This window comes from Pseudomonas sp. BLCC-B112 (assembly GCF_028550695.1).
Classification (GTDB): domain Bacteria; phylum Pseudomonadota; class Gammaproteobacteria; order Pseudomonadales; family Pseudomonadaceae; genus Aquipseudomonas; species Aquipseudomonas danubii.
The window spans coordinates 338,269-353,436 of the sequence record NZ_JAQQGK010000001.1 but is presented as its reverse complement, the minus strand read 5'-3'; the positions used below and the strand labels follow the sequence as shown (position 1 = coordinate 353,436).

Sequence of the window (15,168 nt, the reverse complement as noted above, 5' to 3'; positions counted from 1 at the left end):
GACTCCGGAAGGACAAAGGGATGCCAGCACAATAATCCGCACGCCCAGAGAAGACTATCGGCATTTGCCGTGCAAATACCGACAGTGACGCTCCTCAGATCCTCTCGCTTTGCGCCTGCACATACAGCGAGCGGCCGGCGCCCAGCCCGGCAATGATCGCCCCGCTGCCCAACACCGCGAAGATCCAGCCCACGGCGTTCCAGCCGCCGGTCCAGTCATGCACCAGCCCCACGGCAAACGGCCCCATGGACGCCAGGGTGTAGCCGATGCCCTGGGCCATGCTCGACAGGTTGGCGGCCACATGGGTATCCCGTGAGCGCAGGACGATCAGGGTCAGGGCCAGGCTGAAAGTGCCTCCTTGCCCCAGGCCCAGCAGAATGGCCCAGCCCCACAAGCCATCAAGCGGTGCATACAGGCAACCGAACAGACCGCCCAAGGTCATCAACATGACGATCACGATGGCCAGACGCTGGTCCTTGCCGCGAGTCGCCAGCCAGGGCGCCGCCAGGGAGCTGGCCAGTTGCACGATGACCGAACCCGACAGCACCAGTCCGGCCTGGGTCGGAGTCAGCCCACGACCGATCAGGATCGATGGCAACCAGCCAAACACGATGTAGGCCAGGGACGATTGCAAGCCCATGTACAAGGTCACCTGCCAGGCCAGGCGATCACGCAGCAACCCGCGCACACGGAAAGCGACATGGTGGGCACCGTGTTTCTGCCCCACTTGAGGCAACCAGAACAGCGCTGCCATCAACGCCGGCACCACCCAGAAGCCAAGGCCCAGGGCCCAGCTGTCATCGAAGTGGTGGCTCAAGGGCACCGTCGCGCCTGCCGCCATGGCTGCCCCCAGGCACAGGGCCATGGTGTAGACCCCGGTCATGCTTCCCGCATGCCGGGCGAAGTCGCGCTTGACGATGCCCGGCAGCAGCACCCCGATCACGCCGATGCTGGCCCCGGCCAGGATGCTCCCGGCAAAGACCCCGAACTCACCGAGCGAGCTGCGCAGGACAATGCCCAGGGCCAGGGTCAGGAGAATCCCCAGCACCACCCGTTCGGCGCCGAAACGCCGGGCCAGCAGCGGCGCCAAAGGCGCGAACAGCCCCAGGCACAACACCGGCAAAGTGGTCAGCAATCCCGCCTTGGCCGCCGACAGGCCCAGGCTCTGGGATACGTCACTGAGCAACGGCGCCATGCTCGACAGCGCCGGACGCAGGTTCAACGCCACCAGTATCAGCCCCAACAGCAACAGCCAGGGCCGCCGCAAAGGTGGCGGGGCCTGCTGGACTTCTTCGTCATCGGCCTCGGCATCGATCAACAACTCGGGAGGCGACGGGGTGTTCGGAGGGGACTGCTGGTTGGACATAAAGGTCTCGGATTCAGGATTCGTTGATCAACTGGCGGGACAGGTGCTTGGCCCGCTCGGGGTCGCCCTGCTCGATGGCGTCCAGCAGATGCTGATGGAGATCGAAGACGTCCTGGCGGCGCGGAGTAACCGTCAAGGCCTGGCGCAACTGAGCGCCCACCACACTGGAGAAATAGCGGTACAGCTGGCTGAGGGTCGGATTGTGCGCGGCATCCACCAGGCCCTGATGAAACACCAGGTCGCAGGCGATGTAGCTTTCCAGATCGCCATGAAAATGCCCGCCGCTGGCTTGCAAGGCTTCGCTCAAGGCGCGCAGGTCCTCGTCGGTGCGACGCAGGGCCGCGAGGCCAACCGCCTCCACTTCAAGGATCTGCCGGGTTTCCCGGGCCTGCTCCAGAGAGCATTGGGACAGGGCCTGGAGCATGTCCAGGGGATCAGCCACGGCTCGCAGGTAGCTGCCATCGCCCTGGCGAATCTCGATCAACCCGGAAAACGCCAGCACCCGCATGGCTTCACGCACGGTGTTGCGGCTGATGCCCAGCTCACTGGCCAGCTCCGGCTCGGTGGGCAGGCGCTGGCCGACGGCCCAGGCGCCCTTGGTGATGCGCAGGCGCAACTGTTCCAAGGCCTGGTCGACCAGGGAACGTTTGATCAGGGGGGAAATTTCGCTCATTGAACTCACTCTTTCATCCAATCATCGGACGAATTGCCCGACATGGTATTCAGGCTTTTCCGAGAGTTCAACGATTTAGGCTGGAGGAGGCACTTTCGCCATTGCAATCAGGCCTTGACAAAAAACCCTATAAGGGTAATTTCGATCAAGCCTCAAGGGTGTCTCATGGAAAAGAAAACACCTCATTACGACCTGTCGCTGATCAAGGCACAGGTCGTTCGGCAAGGAGCACAAGCCTTCACTCGAAGCGCATTGCGCTGCGGCAGGGAACTCGGATTGTCCCTGGCCGCCATGCAACGAGTAGTAGCCGGACTCCAGGGCAGCCTGTTCTACAAATCGATGACCACCTATAGCGATCATCGGCTGTGGCAGGACGTGTACTACACCCGTATCGCTAACTGGACGCTCTACATCAAGGTCACCTACCGCCCCGGTGCAGGGCCTCCCGTGATCTCCTTCAAGGAGGCAGAGACATGAAACGACAACAATGCTACAGCTGCGGCGCTCCGACCGGCATGCTGGCGTTCGAGCAGCGCAGCGAGCTCGTCGACTACCGGCACCTACAGCGTCACCTTCATGGCCTGGCGGGTAGGGAATGCCAGGAATGCGGTGAAATCGAATTCGACGCCGCCAGTGCACAACGCTACGCCGCCGCGGGCGACCAATTGCTGGAAGAGTACCGGCAGAGCGTCGCCGCCGACATGAAGCGCATCCGCCGCCAGCTGCACCTCTCGCAGAAAGAGGCGGTCAAACTGCTGTCCGGTGGCGGGCACAACGCCTTTTCCCGTTACGAGCGCGGCGAAGTCGGCGTGCCCCAACCGCTGTACGTGCTGATGCGCCTGCTGGATCGCCACCCACAGTTGATGAAGGACGTACTGGAACTCAGCGCACCACAGCGGGCGCCTTCTGCCTCCAGCGACCAACCCGAACAACAGCTCGGCGCTGCCGGCGGTTGAACGCCGGACAAAAATAAACCCGGAACCAGTCCGGGTTTATCGTCAGCGCGGGCCCTGCATCAGGATCAATGCAGGATCTGGCTCAGGAACAGCTTGGTGCGATCATTTTGCGGGTTGTCGAAGAAGTCATTCGGTGCCGCCTGCTCGACGATCTCGCCCTTGTCCATGAAGATCACCCGGTTGGCCACGGTGCGAGCAAAACCCATTTCATGGGTCACGCAGAGCATGGTCATGCCGTCTTCGGCGAGGCCGATCATGGTGTCCAGCACCTCCTTGACCATTTCCGGGTCCAGGGCCGAGGTGGGTTCATCGAACAGCATGATCTTGGGCTTCATGCACAGCGCCCGGGCAATCGCCACCCGTTGCTGCTGGCCACCGGAAAGCTGGCCCGGGTACTTGTGGGCCTGCTCCGGAATCCGCACCCGCTCCAAGTAATGCATGGCAATTTCCTCGGCCTTGCGCTTGGGCATCTTGCGCACCCACATCGGCGCCAGGGTGCAGTTCTGCAGGATCGTCAGGTGCGGAAACAGGTTGAAGTGCTGGAACACCATGCCCACTTCCCGGCGAATGGCCTCGATCTGCTTGAGGTCGTTGGTCAGCTCCACCCCGTCCACCACGATGCGTCCCTGCTGGTGCTCTTCCAGACGGTTGAGGCAGCGGATGGTGGTGGATTTGCCCGAGCCCGAAGGCCCGCACAGGACGATGCGCTCGCCCTGCTGGACGTTGAGGTTAATGTCCTTCAACACGTGGAACTGGCCATACCACTTGTTCACACCCTGCATCTGAATAATGCCTTCAGGGCCCACAGGCTTTTTGTTCGCTTCACTCATGGAGGTACTCCTAACGCTTGTGGCCTGTGTCCAACTTACGCTCCAGATGCATGGAGTAGCGGGACATACCAAAACAGAAAATCCAGAACACCAGGGCCGCGAAGACATAGCCTTCGGTGGCCATGCCCAGCCATTTGGGGTCGGCGGCGGCTTGCTTGACGCTGTTGAGCAGGTCGAACAGGCCAATGATGATCACCAGGCTCGTGTCCTTGAACAGGGCGATGAAGGTGTTGACGATCCCGGGGATCACCAGCTTCAGGGCCTGCGGCAAAATCACCAGGCCCATCGCGCGCCAGTAACCCAGGCCCATGGCGGCCGCCGCTTCGTACTGGCCCTTGGGAATGGCCTGCAAACCGCCACGCACCACCTCGGCCACATAGGCCGACTGGAACAGGATCACCCCGATCAACGCCCGCAGCAGCTTGTCGAAGTTCATGCCCTCGGGCAGGAACAGCGGCAACATCACCGACGACATGAACAGCACCGTGATCAGCGGCACGCCACGCCAGAACTCGATGAAGGTCACGCAGACCACGCGGATCGCCGGCAGGTTGGAACGTCGCCCCAATGCCAGCAGGATGCCCAGGGGCAAGGCCCCGGCAATGCCCACCGTGGCAATCACCAAAGTCAGCATCAGGCCGCCCCACTGGCTGGTGGCGACAGTGCTCAGGCCCAGGTAGCCGCCGTGCAGCAGGGTGTAGGCCAACACCGGGTACCACACCAGGAAACACAGGCCGTAGATCGCTTTGCGAGCGAAGCGCGAGATGAACAAGGGAGCCACGCCGATCACCGCCAGCCACACGGTCAGGTCCACCCGCCAGCGCAGTTCCACTGGGTAGTAGCCATACATGAACTGGCCGAAACGCTGCTGGATGAACACCCAACAGGCACCGTCCTTGGTGCAGTCGGCACGGGTGGTGCCGACCCAGTTGGCGTCGAGGATCGCCCACTGCAGGATCGGCGGCACCACCAGGTAGATCAGGTAGAAGGCAAACAGGGTCAACAGGGTGTTGAGCCAGTTGGAGAACATGTTGGCGCGCATCCACGCCAGCACGCCGATACTGCGGCTGGGCGGCGGCATATCGGGCTTGAAAGTATGAGTCGTCATGGGCGCTTCCTCACCGCTCGATCAGCGCAATGCGCTTGTTGTACCAGTTCATCAGCAGGGAAATGCTGATGCTGATTGCCAGGTACACGCTCATGGTGATGGCAATGACCTCAATGGCCTGGCCGGTCTGGTTGAGCACCGTGCCGGCGAACAGCGAAACCATTTCCGGGTAACCGATACCGGCGGCCAGGGACGAGTTCTTCGCCAGGTTCAGATACTGGCTGGTCAATGGCGGAATGATCACCCGCAAGGCCTGGGGAATGATCACCTTGCGCAGGGTCGGACCGTTGCGCAGGCCCAGGGAACGGGCTGCCTCGGTCTGGCCGTGGCTGACCGACTTGATCCCGGAACGCACGATTTCGGCAATGAAAGCCGCGGTGTAGACGGTCAGGGCCAGGGTCAGGGCCAAGAGTTCGGGGATCAGTACCCAGCCGCCGACGAAGTTGAAGCCTTGCAGCTTCGGCAGCTCCCAATGCACGGGCGAGCCGAAGACCAGCGCGCACAGCGCCGGAATCACCAGCAACAACGCCAGGCCAGTCCAGAACTTGTGGAACGGCACCCCGGTGGCTTCAAAGCGCTGGTTGGCCCAGCGGCACATCAGCACGATGGCGACGATGGCCAGCACCACACTCGCAAAGAACGCCCAGAACCCTGGAGCCATCTGCGCCGCCGGCATGTTCAAGCCACGACTGCTGACGAAGAAGGTGTCGCCGAAGTTATGGCTGTTGCGCGGCCCCGGCATGGTCAGGAACACCGCGAAGTACCAGAACAGGATCTGCAGCAGCGGCGGAATGTTGCGGAACACTTCCACATACACCGTCGCCAGCTTGCTGATGATCCAGTTCTGCGACAGCCGCGCCACCCCGATGATGAACCCCAGCAAGGTCGCCAGGATCACCCCGATAAAGGTCACCAGCAGCGTATTGAGCAGACCGATGACGAAGACCCGGGCATAACTGTCCGCTTCGGTGTAGGCAATCAAGTGTTGAGCGATGCCGAAACCGGCGCTGCGCTCAAGAAAGTCGAAACCCGAGGTAATACCCCGGTGCTGGAGGTTGGTTTGCGTGTTGTCGAACAGAAACCAGCCCAGCGAAACCACCGCCACAAGGGTGATGATCTGGAACAGCCAGGCGCGCACACGCGGATCGCTGAGGCTAAGCCTCTGCTTGGGTGCGCCGATTGAATTTTGCATGAAGTGCCCCAGGAATAATGGAACAGAACATCACCCGGCGGTTGGCCCGCCGGGTGATAGAACCATCAGCGCACAGGTGGTGCGTATTGGATGCCGCCGTTGTTCCACAGCGCGTTCAGGCCGCGGTCGATGGCCAGTGGCGTGCTCTTGCCGAGGTTTTTCTCGAACACTTCACCGTAGTTACCTACTTGCTTGACGATCTGTACTACCCAGTCCTTCGGCAGTTTCAGGTCTTTGCCGTATTCACCGTCCGCGCCCAGCAGACGTGCTACATCAGGGTTCTTGGTGGACTTGGCTTCAGCCTCGACATTTTTCGAGGTGATGCCCGCCTCTTCGGCGTTGAGCATGGCGAACAGGGTCCACTTGACGATGCTGAACCACTCTTCGTCGCCCTTACGCACCACCGGGCCCAAAGGCTCCTTGGAGATGGTTTCCGGCAGTACGACGTATTCGGTCGGAGTCGCCAGCTTGCTGCGCTGTGCGTAAAGCTGGGACTTGTCGGAGGTCAGCACGTCGCAACGACCGGACTCCAGGGACTTGGCGCTTTCATCGGAAGTATCGAAGGTGATCGGGGTGTATTTCAGACCATTGCCGCGGAAGTAGTCCGACACGTTCAGCTCGGTGGTAGTACCGGCTTGAATACAGATGGTCGCACCGTCCAACTCCTTGGCACTTTTCACACCCAGTTTGTTGTTCACCAGGAAGCCAATGCCGTCGTAATAAGTGACGCCGGCGAACATCAAGCCCATACCCGCGTCACGGGAACTGGTCCAGGTGGTATTGCGCGACAGCACGTCGATCTCGCCGGATTGCAGCGCAGTGAAGCGCTCCTTGGCGTTCAGCTGGCTGAACTTGACCTTGGTCGCATCGCCGAATACGGCTGCGGCCACGGCACGGCAGACATCGGCGTCAATGCCGAGAATCTTGCCGGTAGCGTCCGGTACCGAGAAGCCCGGCAGACCATCGCTGACGCCGCACTGTACGAAACCTTTCTTCTGTACTGCATCGAGGGTCGCACCCGCCTGTGCGAAACCGCTTGTAGCCAGTACCGTGGCCGCCGTAACGACGGCCAGGGTGGATTTCAACATCTTCATTCAAACCTCCAGTTTTGCTCTTGTTGTGTCGGAGCTTGAGTCCTGCCGCACCCTCATGAGGCGCTGTTGACCCGCGTCGGCTTTTTATAGGGTCAAGCGGCGTAAGACCTTCGCTATGAGTCTAGTAGGAGAAATCCACGTAATGGGGGACCTACATCTCACCAATCGGCCGAACGGGCTTTAGCCCTTTGCAGTTCACAGAGCCCGTAGCGGCCGTAGGCGAACCGGTATCAGAGGAGGTGGGGTATGCCATCGCCCGCGGTAGCCTGTTAGTGTTACCGCCGGCAGAGCGTGCTATCACATCCGCTCCTCTTTCTGAGCCATAGCAAAGCCCGTACCACAGTTTCGGCTAAAGCGTTTCAGCCAGTGGTCAATAGCAAAACGTTCAACCGTGCGACATCTTCTTCACCGATCAACCGGGCGCGCCCCTTAACCTCGCACTCAATCGGCGCGCACGCACATAAATGGAGCAGCCATGACCGAGCCCTTGATTCTTCAGCCCAGCAAGCCCGCAGATGCCTGTGTGATCTGGCTTCATGGCCTGGGAGCGGACCGTTACGACTTCCTGCCGGTGGCCGAGATGCTGCAGGAAAAACTCTTGAGCACCCGCTTCGTCCTGCCCCAGGCACCGACCCGCGCCGTGACCATCAATGGCGGATACGCCATGCCCAGCTGGTACGACATTTTGGCCATGAGCCCGGCTCGCGCGATCAGTCGCGAACAGCTCGAAGAATCATCTGACGAGGTCATCAGACTGATCGAAGAGCAACGCGCAAGCGGAATAGACGCATCGCGCATTTTCCTCGCGGGTTTCTCCCAAGGTGGCGCCGTGGTACTGCACACCGCCTTCCTCAAATGGCAGGGTCCCTTGGGTGGCGTACTTGCCCTCTCCACCTATGCCCCGACCTTCAGCGATGAACTGCAACTTTGCGCCAGCCAACAGCGGATTCCGGTGCTGTCCCTGCACGGCCAGTACGACGAAGTGGTGCAGAACGCCATGGGACGCACCGCATACGAGTACCTGAAACAGCACGGTGTCACCGTGACATGGCAGGAATACCCAATGGGACACGAGGTGTTACCGGAAGAAATCCGTGATATCGGCACCTGGCTGAGCGAGCGTTTGCGCTAGAAAAAGTGCCTCGCGCCAGGACCACAAGCAACAGACTACGCCGCGCCCGTTTCTTGCATTACACTGGCCGGCGTACATTCCTTAACCAATTGATGAGATGACCGTGCTCAAAGCACTCAAGAAAATCTTCGGTAAAAGCGAGGCTGAGCCGCTCGCGCCAAGCCCCAGCGCCCCTTCCCCCAGTTCCAGCAGCCGCAATGACGGCCGTCAGCCGGAGCGGAGCGCACCTGCTACCGCAGCTAAAAAAGAACCGGTGAACACACCGGCCGCCCCTTCCGCTCCCAAAGCACCGCGCCAAGAGAAGCCCAAGGCCGAGCAACCCAAACCTGAGCAAGCGCAGCGCCCGCGGCCGCCAAAACCAGCGGTCAGCACCTGGAAACTCGAAGACTTCGTGGTGCCACCCCAGGAAGGCAAGACCCGTTTCCACGACTTCAAGCTCGCTCCGGAACTGATGCACGCCATCCAGGACCTGGGCTTTCCCTACTGCACGCCGATCCAGGCCCAGGTACTGGGCTTCACCCTGGCGGGCAAAGACGCCATCGGCCGTGCCCAGACCGGCACCGGCAAGACCGCCGCGTTCCTGATCTCGATCATCACCCAGTTGCTGCAGACCCCGCCGCCGAAAGAGCGCTACATGGGCGAACCACGGGCACTGATCATTGCCCCGACCCGGGAACTGGTGGTGCAGATCGCCAAGGACGCCGCGGCCCTGACCAAATACACCGGCCTCAACGTCATGACCTTCGTTGGCGGCATGGATTTCGACAAGCAGCTCAAGCACCTGGAAGCTCGCCACTGCGACATTCTGGTGGCCACCCCGGGCCGCCTGCTGGACTTCAACCAGCGCGGTGACGTGCACCTGGACATGGTCGAAGTGATGGTGCTGGACGAAGCCGACCGCATGCTCGACATGGGCTTCATCCCGCAAGTGCGGCAGATCATTCGCCAGACCCCGCCCAAGAGCGAGCGCCAGACCCTGCTGTTCTCCGCCACCTTCACCGAAGACGTGATGAACCTGGCCAAGCAGTGGACCACCGACCCGGCGATCGTCGAGATCGAAGCCGAGAACGTCGCCAGCGAAAACGTCGAACAGCACATTTATGCCGTGGCCGGGGCCGACAAGTACAAGCTGCTGTACAACCTGGTCACCGACAACGGCTGGGAACGGGTCATGGTCTTCGCCAACCGCAAGGATGAAGTGCGGCGCATCGAAGAACGCCTGGTGCGCGACGGCGTGAACGCCGCCCAGCTGTCCGGCGACGTGCCCCAGCACAAGCGGATCAAGACCCTGGAAGGCTTCCGCGAAGGCAAGATCCGGGTCCTGGTGGCCACCGACGTGGCCGGCCGCGGCATCCACATCGACGGCATCAGCCACGTGATCAACTTCACCCTGCCGGAAGTGCCGGACGACTACGTGCACCGCATCGGCCGTACCGGGCGTGCCGGTGCCGACGGCGTGTCCATCAGCTTCGCCGGCGAGGACGACTCCTATCAGCTGCCATCGATCGAAGCCCTGCTGGGGCGCAAGATCAGCTGCGAGATGCCGCCGGCCGAGCTGTTGCGCCCAGTAGAGCGCAAACGCCCGCAAGCCTGATAACAGGCGCGCCGAAAAAACGCAGCCCATCACCGGCTGCGTTTTTTTTCGCCTGGATGTTGCTCAAGGAAACTAAAAGTCCATAATAGACAAATAAGTTTAATTCCTTGGGAACGCCTACATGCCCAGCACGCCCTACCTGATTGCCCAGACCGAAGCCCGCCAATTGCTCGCGCAAATCGACGTCCCGCAGATCCTGCGCAAACTGTTTCGCGACCTGGCCGCCGGACACGCCGCACAACCGCCACAACAGCTGGTGGAGTTTCCCCAGGGCGCCGGCGACTTCATCAACTACCTGGGCGTGCTGGCTGAAGATCGGGTCTACGGGGTCAAGACCTCGCCCTACATCATTCGCGCCGAAGGCCCGCTGGTCACCGCCTGGACCCTGCTGATGTCCATGGACAGCGGCCAGCCGCTGCTGCTGTGCGACGCCGCCGAACTGACCACCGCACGCACCGCCGCCACTACGGCGGTCGCCGTCGATGCACTGGCCACGCCAGAGGCCCGGCACCTGGCAATCATCGGCAGCGGCGCCGTGGCCCAGGCTCACCTGCACTACGTGAAAGACCTGCGCCCCTGGCAGAGCATCCGCCTCTTTTCCCCAAGCCTGGCGAGCAAATCCGCCGAGGAGCTTGCGCGTCTCAAGGCCCTCGATCCGCGCCTGCAAATCGTCCCGCAGCTTGAAGAGGCTGTCGAAGATGCCGACGTGATCATGCTTTGCACTTCGTCCGCCGGACCGGTCATCGACCCACGCACCCTCAACAAGCCGGCGCTGATCACCTCCATCAGCACCAATGCGCCACGGGCCCATGAAGTGCCGCCCGCCGCACTGCAGCAGATGCAGGTCTATTGTGACTATCGCCGTACCACCCCGGGCTCGGCCGGCGAGATGCTGATTGCCGGTGAACAGCACGGCTGGGACAACGCGGCGATTCTCGGCGACCTGCCGGAGCTGCTGAGCAACCAGGCTCAACGTCCCAGCGCCAAGCGCCATGTGTTCTTCCGCTCCATCGGCCTGGGCTTGGAAGACATCGCCCTGGCCAATGCCCTGTACCACCTGCGGCACCCGCACTAAGGGCCTGTCACTTGCACTTTTCCAGGAGCCTTGAATGATCCAGGCAGATTTCATCATCATCGGCGGCGGTATCGCCGGAGCCTCCACCGGTTACTGGCTGTCGCGCCACGGCCGCGTCATCGTGCTGGAGCGCGAATCCCATCCGGCCTATCACTCCACCGGCCGCTCTGCCGCGCTCTACACCGCCGCCTATGGCACCGCCCAGGTGCGGGCCCTGACCCTGGCCAGCCGGGACTTTTTCGACCATCCGCCGGAGGGCTTCTGCGACCACCCACTGCTGACGCCACGAGGGGAAATGACCGTGGACTTCACCGGCGATCCGGCCGAACTGAACAACCAGTACCTGAGCGCCAAGGCCACGGTGCCGGAGATGCAACTGCTCAGTGCCGACGAAGCCTGCGCTCGCCTGCCAATTCTGCGTCGCGAAAAGGTCCATGGCGCCCTCTACGACCCCAGTGCCAGCGACATCGACACCGACGCCCTGCATCAGAGCTACCTGCGGGGCATCCGCCGCCATCAGGGCCAGGTCTATACCGACCATGAAGTGCTGGGGCTGCACCGTGATGAACAAGGGCTGTGGCAGGTCCAAACCAGCGGCCAGGGCTTCAGCGCGCCGGTGCTGATCAACGCTGCCGGGGCCTGGGCCGATCAGATCGGCGCGATGGCCGGTGCCCGCCCCCTGGGCCTGCAACCCAAGCGCCGGGCGGCCTTTATCTTCGCCGGTCCGGAAGGGGTCGATACTCACCGCTGGCCGATGTTGGTGAGCCTGGACGAGTCCTTCTACATGAAGCCCGACGCCGGTATGTTCCTCGGTTCGCCGGCCAACGCCGACCCGGTGGAGCCCCATGATGTGCAGCCCGAAGAGCTGGACATTGCCCTGGGCATCTACCAGATCGAAGAAGCCACCACCCTGAGCATTCGTCGTCCGACCCGGACCTGGGCCGGCCTGCGCAGTTTCGTCAGCGACGGCGATCTGCTGGCCGGTTTCGATCCACTGGTGCCCGGGCTGTTCTGGGTCGCCGGACAAGGCGGCTATGGCATCCAGACGTCTCCGGCCATGGGCCAGGCCAGCGCCGCCCTGGTGCGTGGCCACCCCCTGCCGGAGCAGTTGACCCGCTTCGGCCTGGAGTCCGCCATGCTCTCCCCTGCCCGCCTCGGTTGAACCCGCCTGCGGGGTGACGCGCCCAAACGATTGCGGCACACTCCCAGCGCCCGCTAACGGCGGGCGCTGAAGCCGCCTGGAGTAAGACCCATGACCTCACCCGCAAAGGACCCAGCCCTGGATAATTTCCGGGCGATTGCCGACGCCATTGCCACGCTGTTCTTCCCCCATGCCGAGGTGGTGCTCCACGACCTGCGCACCCAGAAGATCGACTACATCGCCAATAATCTGTCCAAGCGCGAAGTGGGCGACGATGCGGCCTTGGAAGACCTGCTCAGCGGCGACAGCAGCGAACGCAATATCGGTCCCTATGAAAAGCTCAACTGGGACGGCCAGAAGATCCGCAGCCTCAGCAGCGTGCTGCGCGACAGCCAGGGCCAGCCAATGGCCGTGCTGTGCATCAACCTGAACATCTCGCTGTTCGAAAATGCCAAGGCAGCGCTGGACCTGTTTCTCTCACCCAGCAAGCTGATTCCCCAGCCCGATTCACTGTTTCGCGACGACTGGCAGGAACGCATCAACACCTTCCTGCACAACTGGCTGCGCGAGCGCCAGCTGGGCCTGAACCTGCTGACCCGCGATCACAAGCGCGAACTGGTACTGGCTCTGCACGCCGAAGGTGCCTTCAAGGGCAAGAGCGCCTCCAACTACGTGGCCAACGTACTGAGCATGGGCCGGGCGACGGTGTACAAGCACTTGAAGGAATTGAAGGGACAATAAAGGTTGCCGAGCTCGCCCCTACACATATCCCGTAGGAACGAGCTCGCGAAGGCGTCCTCAAGAACGCCGCAACGTCTCAATCCCCATAAATGTCCGACTTGAAGTACTTGGCCTGGATCTTCTGATATTCACCATTGGCGCGAATATCATCGATGGCCTTGTTCAACTCGCCCACCAGTTCACTGTTGCCCTTGCGCACTGCAATCCCGGCGCCTTCCCCGACGTATTTCGGATCTTTCAACTCGGGCCCGACAAAGGCGTAGTCGGCGCCCCGCGGCATCGACAGGAAATCCTCCAGGGGAATGGTGTCGGCGAAGATCGCGTCCAGGCGCCCGGCCGCCAGGTCCATGTAGATCTCTTCGTTGTTGCTGTAGCGCACCACCTTGATGCCCTTGGGCTCGAAGACCTCGGTGGCGAAACGGTCGGTGGTGGTGGAACGCTGCACGCCCACGGTCTTGCCCTTGAGGCTGGCGTACTGGTCATCCACCACCGCGCCCTTCTTCATCACCAGGCGCGACGAAGTGAAGTAGTACTTGTGGGTGAAATCCACGGATTTACGCCGTTCCGCGGTGATGGTCATGGAGGACAGCGCGGCGTCGATCTTCTTCACTTTCAACGAGGGAATCAGGCCGTCGAACTCGCCCTCGATCCACTCGCACTTGACCTGCATCTGCGCGCACAAGGCATTGCCGATGTCGTAGTCGAAGCCACCAATCTTGCCGTCGGCGGTCTTGAAGGCGAACGGCGGATATGCCGCCTCGATGCCCAGGCGCAAGGTTTTCTCGGCAGCCATCAGGCTGCTGCACGCCAACAGGCTCAAGGCCAGGCCACTGATGAGGGGGAATTTTTTCATGTTCGTTCTCTCGCGGGTTGTTGTTGGTTTGGCAAGACAGAAGGAAAGGATGAAACGGAGGACGCTGTATTTGTACTTGTAAATCCATACTGGACTTTTACGTACATATCGTCAACGGCGCGCACAGCGACTTATCCCCAGCGGTCGGCGGGAACAGTCGCAGTCGATTACAGGTTGAATTGGGGCGGGCTCAGGCGCCGCCGGCCAGCATCAGGGGCTCAGTCTTTCCAGCGCGCGGCCGCAGCGTGATCACTGTCGCGGCCTTCTACCCAACGGGGGCCGTCGGCGGTGTTTTCCTTTTTCCAGAACGGCGCCCGGGTCTTCAGATAATCCATGACAAAGGCGCAGGCTTCGAACGCCGCCTGGCGATGGGCACTGGCTGCGCCGACGAACACGATGGGCTCGCCCGGCTCCAGGGCGCCGATGCGGTGCAGCACCTCCAGTTGCAACAACTGCCAGCGCTGCTCGGCTTCAGCCGCAATCTTGCCCAGGGCCTTTTCGGTCATGCCCGGATAGTGCTCCAGGAACATGCCGTGCACGTCCTGGCCGTCATTGAAGTCGCGCACGTAGCCGACAAAGCTGACCACCGCGCCAACCCCGGTATCGGCGGCGTGCATGGCGTTGACTTCGGCGCCGGGATCGAAGGCCGCTGATTGCACACGGATCGCCATCTCAGCCTCCGGTCACTGTGGGGAAGAACGCCACTTCATCGCCGTCCGCCAGGGGCTCGTCCAGCTGGCACAGCTCTTCGTTGCGGGCGCACATCAGGTTCTGTTCGGCGAGCACGGCGGCCCCGTCACGGGACAACAGCGCCTGGCGCACATCGTCGACACAGGCAAAGTCGCCCTCGACAAGCACGCCATCGAGCCCCAGGGCCTCACGGTAGCGGGCAAAGAACTTCACCGAGATCCTCATGCGTCAGCCACCCGGTAATCGCCGCTCTTGCCGCCGGATTTCTCCAGCACTCGCACGCCTTCGATGGTCATGCCGCGGTCCACGGCCTTGCACATGTCATAGATTGTCAGCGCGGCGACGCTGGCGGCGGTCAACGCCTCCATCTCCACCCCGGTCTGCCCCGACAGCTTGCAACGCGCCACGATGCGCACACTGTCCTCGCCTTCGGCACTGAGCTCGACCTTGACGCTGGTGAGCATCAACGGATGGCACAGGGGAATCAGGTCGCTGGTCTTCTTCGCCGCCTGGATTCCGGCGATGCGCGCCACGGCAAACACGTCGCCCTTGGGGTGACCACCACTGACGATCATGTGCAGGGTTTGCGGGAGCATGCGCACCCGGGCTTCGGCCACTGCCTCGCGGAAGGTCACGGCCTTATCGGTGACGTCGACCATATTGGCGCGACCTTGGGAATCGAGATGAGTCAGCACGGTGTTACTCCTGATCAGGTGGGCCGAT

17 protein-coding genes are annotated in these 15,168 nt (G+C 62.0%); 7 read left to right on the top strand and 10 right to left on the bottom strand.

The window, feature by feature from the left end; all coding sequences use genetic code 11:
• Positions 1 to 94 precede the first annotated feature (94 nt).
• Positions 95 to 1,366 (bottom strand): CynX/NimT family MFS transporter, encoded by a 1,272-nt coding sequence (locus PQT43_RS01650; protein WP_170001108.1) that lies wholly within the window; start codon positions 1,364 to 1,366, stop codon positions 95 to 97.
• 13 nt (positions 1,367 to 1,379) lie between these two features.
• Positions 1,380 to 2,039, bottom strand: coding sequence for a FadR/GntR family transcriptional regulator (locus PQT43_RS01645; RefSeq protein ID WP_170001109.1), 660 nt, complete (start codon positions 2,037 to 2,039; stop codon positions 1,380 to 1,382).
• 165 nt (positions 2,040 to 2,204) lie between these two features.
• On the opposite strand from PQT43_RS01645, the gene PQT43_RS01640 reads away from it, so the two are divergent.
• Positions 2,205 to 2,516 carry a type II toxin-antitoxin system MqsR family toxin gene (locus tag PQT43_RS01640; RefSeq protein WP_102879072.1) on the top strand — a complete coding sequence of 104 codons (312 nt, stop codon included), beginning with the start codon at positions 2,205 to 2,207 and terminating at the stop codon, positions 2,514 to 2,516.
• Positions 2,513 to 2,995, top strand: coding sequence for a type II toxin-antitoxin system MqsA family antitoxin (locus PQT43_RS01635; RefSeq protein WP_272753428.1), 483 nt, complete (start codon positions 2,513 to 2,515; stop codon positions 2,993 to 2,995). Before PQT43_RS01640 ends, PQT43_RS01635 begins: the two co-directional genes overlap by 4 nt.
• Positions 2,996 to 3,060: 65 nt before the next feature.
• Here the strand turns inward: PQT43_RS01635 and PQT43_RS01630 are convergent, their stop codons facing one another.
• The 4 genes from PQT43_RS01630 to PQT43_RS01615 form a co-directional block, all read right to left on the bottom strand.
• Entirely contained in the window at positions 3,061 to 3,825 is a 765-nt protein-coding gene (locus PQT43_RS01630; RefSeq protein WP_102878472.1) for an amino acid ABC transporter ATP-binding protein, read from the bottom strand.
• 10 nt (positions 3,826 to 3,835) lie between these two features.
• Positions 3,836 to 4,933: an amino acid ABC transporter permease gene (locus PQT43_RS01625; RefSeq protein ID WP_102861261.1), complete on the bottom strand. Its 1,098-nt coding sequence runs from the start codon at positions 4,931 to 4,933 to the stop codon at positions 3,836 to 3,838.
• Positions 4,934 to 4,943: 10 nt separating this feature from the next.
• On the bottom strand, positions 4,944 to 6,125 hold the full coding sequence (locus PQT43_RS01620; RefSeq protein WP_272753427.1) for an amino acid ABC transporter permease: 1,182 nt from the start codon (positions 6,123 to 6,125) through the stop codon (positions 4,944 to 4,946).
• Between the two features lie 65 nt (positions 6,126 to 6,190).
• Positions 6,191 to 7,219: an amino acid ABC transporter substrate-binding protein gene (locus PQT43_RS01615; RefSeq protein WP_102878470.1), complete on the bottom strand. Its 1,029-nt coding sequence runs from the start codon at positions 7,217 to 7,219 to the stop codon at positions 6,191 to 6,193.
• 475 nt (positions 7,220 to 7,694) lie between these two features.
• Between PQT43_RS01615 and PQT43_RS01610 the strand changes: the two genes are divergently transcribed.
• From PQT43_RS01610 to PQT43_RS01590, 5 genes are all read left to right on the top strand, one after another.
• Positions 7,695 to 8,351: an alpha/beta hydrolase gene (locus PQT43_RS01610; RefSeq protein WP_102878469.1), complete on the top strand. Its 657-nt coding sequence runs from the start codon at positions 7,695 to 7,697 to the stop codon at positions 8,349 to 8,351.
• A 97-nt stretch (positions 8,352 to 8,448) separates the two neighbouring features.
• Positions 8,449 to 9,945, top strand: a complete 1,497-nt coding sequence (rhlB, locus tag PQT43_RS01605) for an ATP-dependent RNA helicase RhlB (RefSeq protein WP_267269420.1) — start codon at positions 8,449 to 8,451, stop codon at positions 9,943 to 9,945.
• A 121-nt stretch (positions 9,946 to 10,066) separates the two neighbouring features.
• Positions 10,067 to 11,020 (top strand): ornithine cyclodeaminase family protein, encoded by a 954-nt coding sequence (locus PQT43_RS01600; protein WP_267269419.1) that lies wholly within the window; start codon positions 10,067 to 10,069, stop codon positions 11,018 to 11,020.
• Between the two features lie 34 nt (positions 11,021 to 11,054).
• Complete coding sequence (locus PQT43_RS01595) at positions 11,055 to 12,182, top strand: NAD(P)/FAD-dependent oxidoreductase (protein ID WP_272753426.1); 1,128 nt, start codon at positions 11,055 to 11,057, stop codon at positions 12,180 to 12,182.
• Between the two features lie 90 nt (positions 12,183 to 12,272).
• The gene (locus tag PQT43_RS01590; RefSeq protein WP_253083710.1) at positions 12,273 to 12,902 is read left to right on the top strand and encodes a helix-turn-helix transcriptional regulator; all 630 of its coding nucleotides are present in this window, start codon (positions 12,273 to 12,275) and stop codon (positions 12,900 to 12,902) included.
• Between the two features lie 76 nt (positions 12,903 to 12,978).
• Here PQT43_RS01590 and PQT43_RS01585 read toward each other — a convergent pair whose 3' ends face one another.
• The 4 genes from PQT43_RS01585 to moaC form a co-directional block, all read right to left on the bottom strand.
• The gene (locus tag PQT43_RS01585; RefSeq protein WP_102878464.1) at positions 12,979 to 13,755 is read right to left on the bottom strand and encodes an ABC transporter substrate-binding protein; all 777 of its coding nucleotides are present in this window, start codon (positions 13,753 to 13,755) and stop codon (positions 12,979 to 12,981) included.
• Between the two features lie 218 nt (positions 13,756 to 13,973).
• Positions 13,974 to 14,426 (bottom strand): molybdopterin synthase catalytic subunit MoaE, encoded by a 453-nt coding sequence (gene moaE, locus PQT43_RS01580; protein ID WP_272753425.1) that lies wholly within the window; start codon positions 14,424 to 14,426, stop codon positions 13,974 to 13,976.
• A 1-nt stretch (position 14,427) separates the two neighbouring features.
• The gene (locus tag PQT43_RS01575) at positions 14,428 to 14,670 is read right to left on the bottom strand and encodes a MoaD/ThiS family protein (protein ID WP_103740995.1); all 243 of its coding nucleotides are present in this window, start codon (positions 14,668 to 14,670) and stop codon (positions 14,428 to 14,430) included.
• On the bottom strand, positions 14,667 to 15,140 hold the full coding sequence (gene moaC, locus PQT43_RS01570) for a cyclic pyranopterin monophosphate synthase MoaC (protein ID WP_102878461.1): 474 nt from the start codon (positions 15,138 to 15,140) through the stop codon (positions 14,667 to 14,669). Before moaC ends, PQT43_RS01575 begins: the two co-directional genes overlap by 4 nt.
• Positions 15,141 to 15,168: the final 28 nt, after the last annotated feature.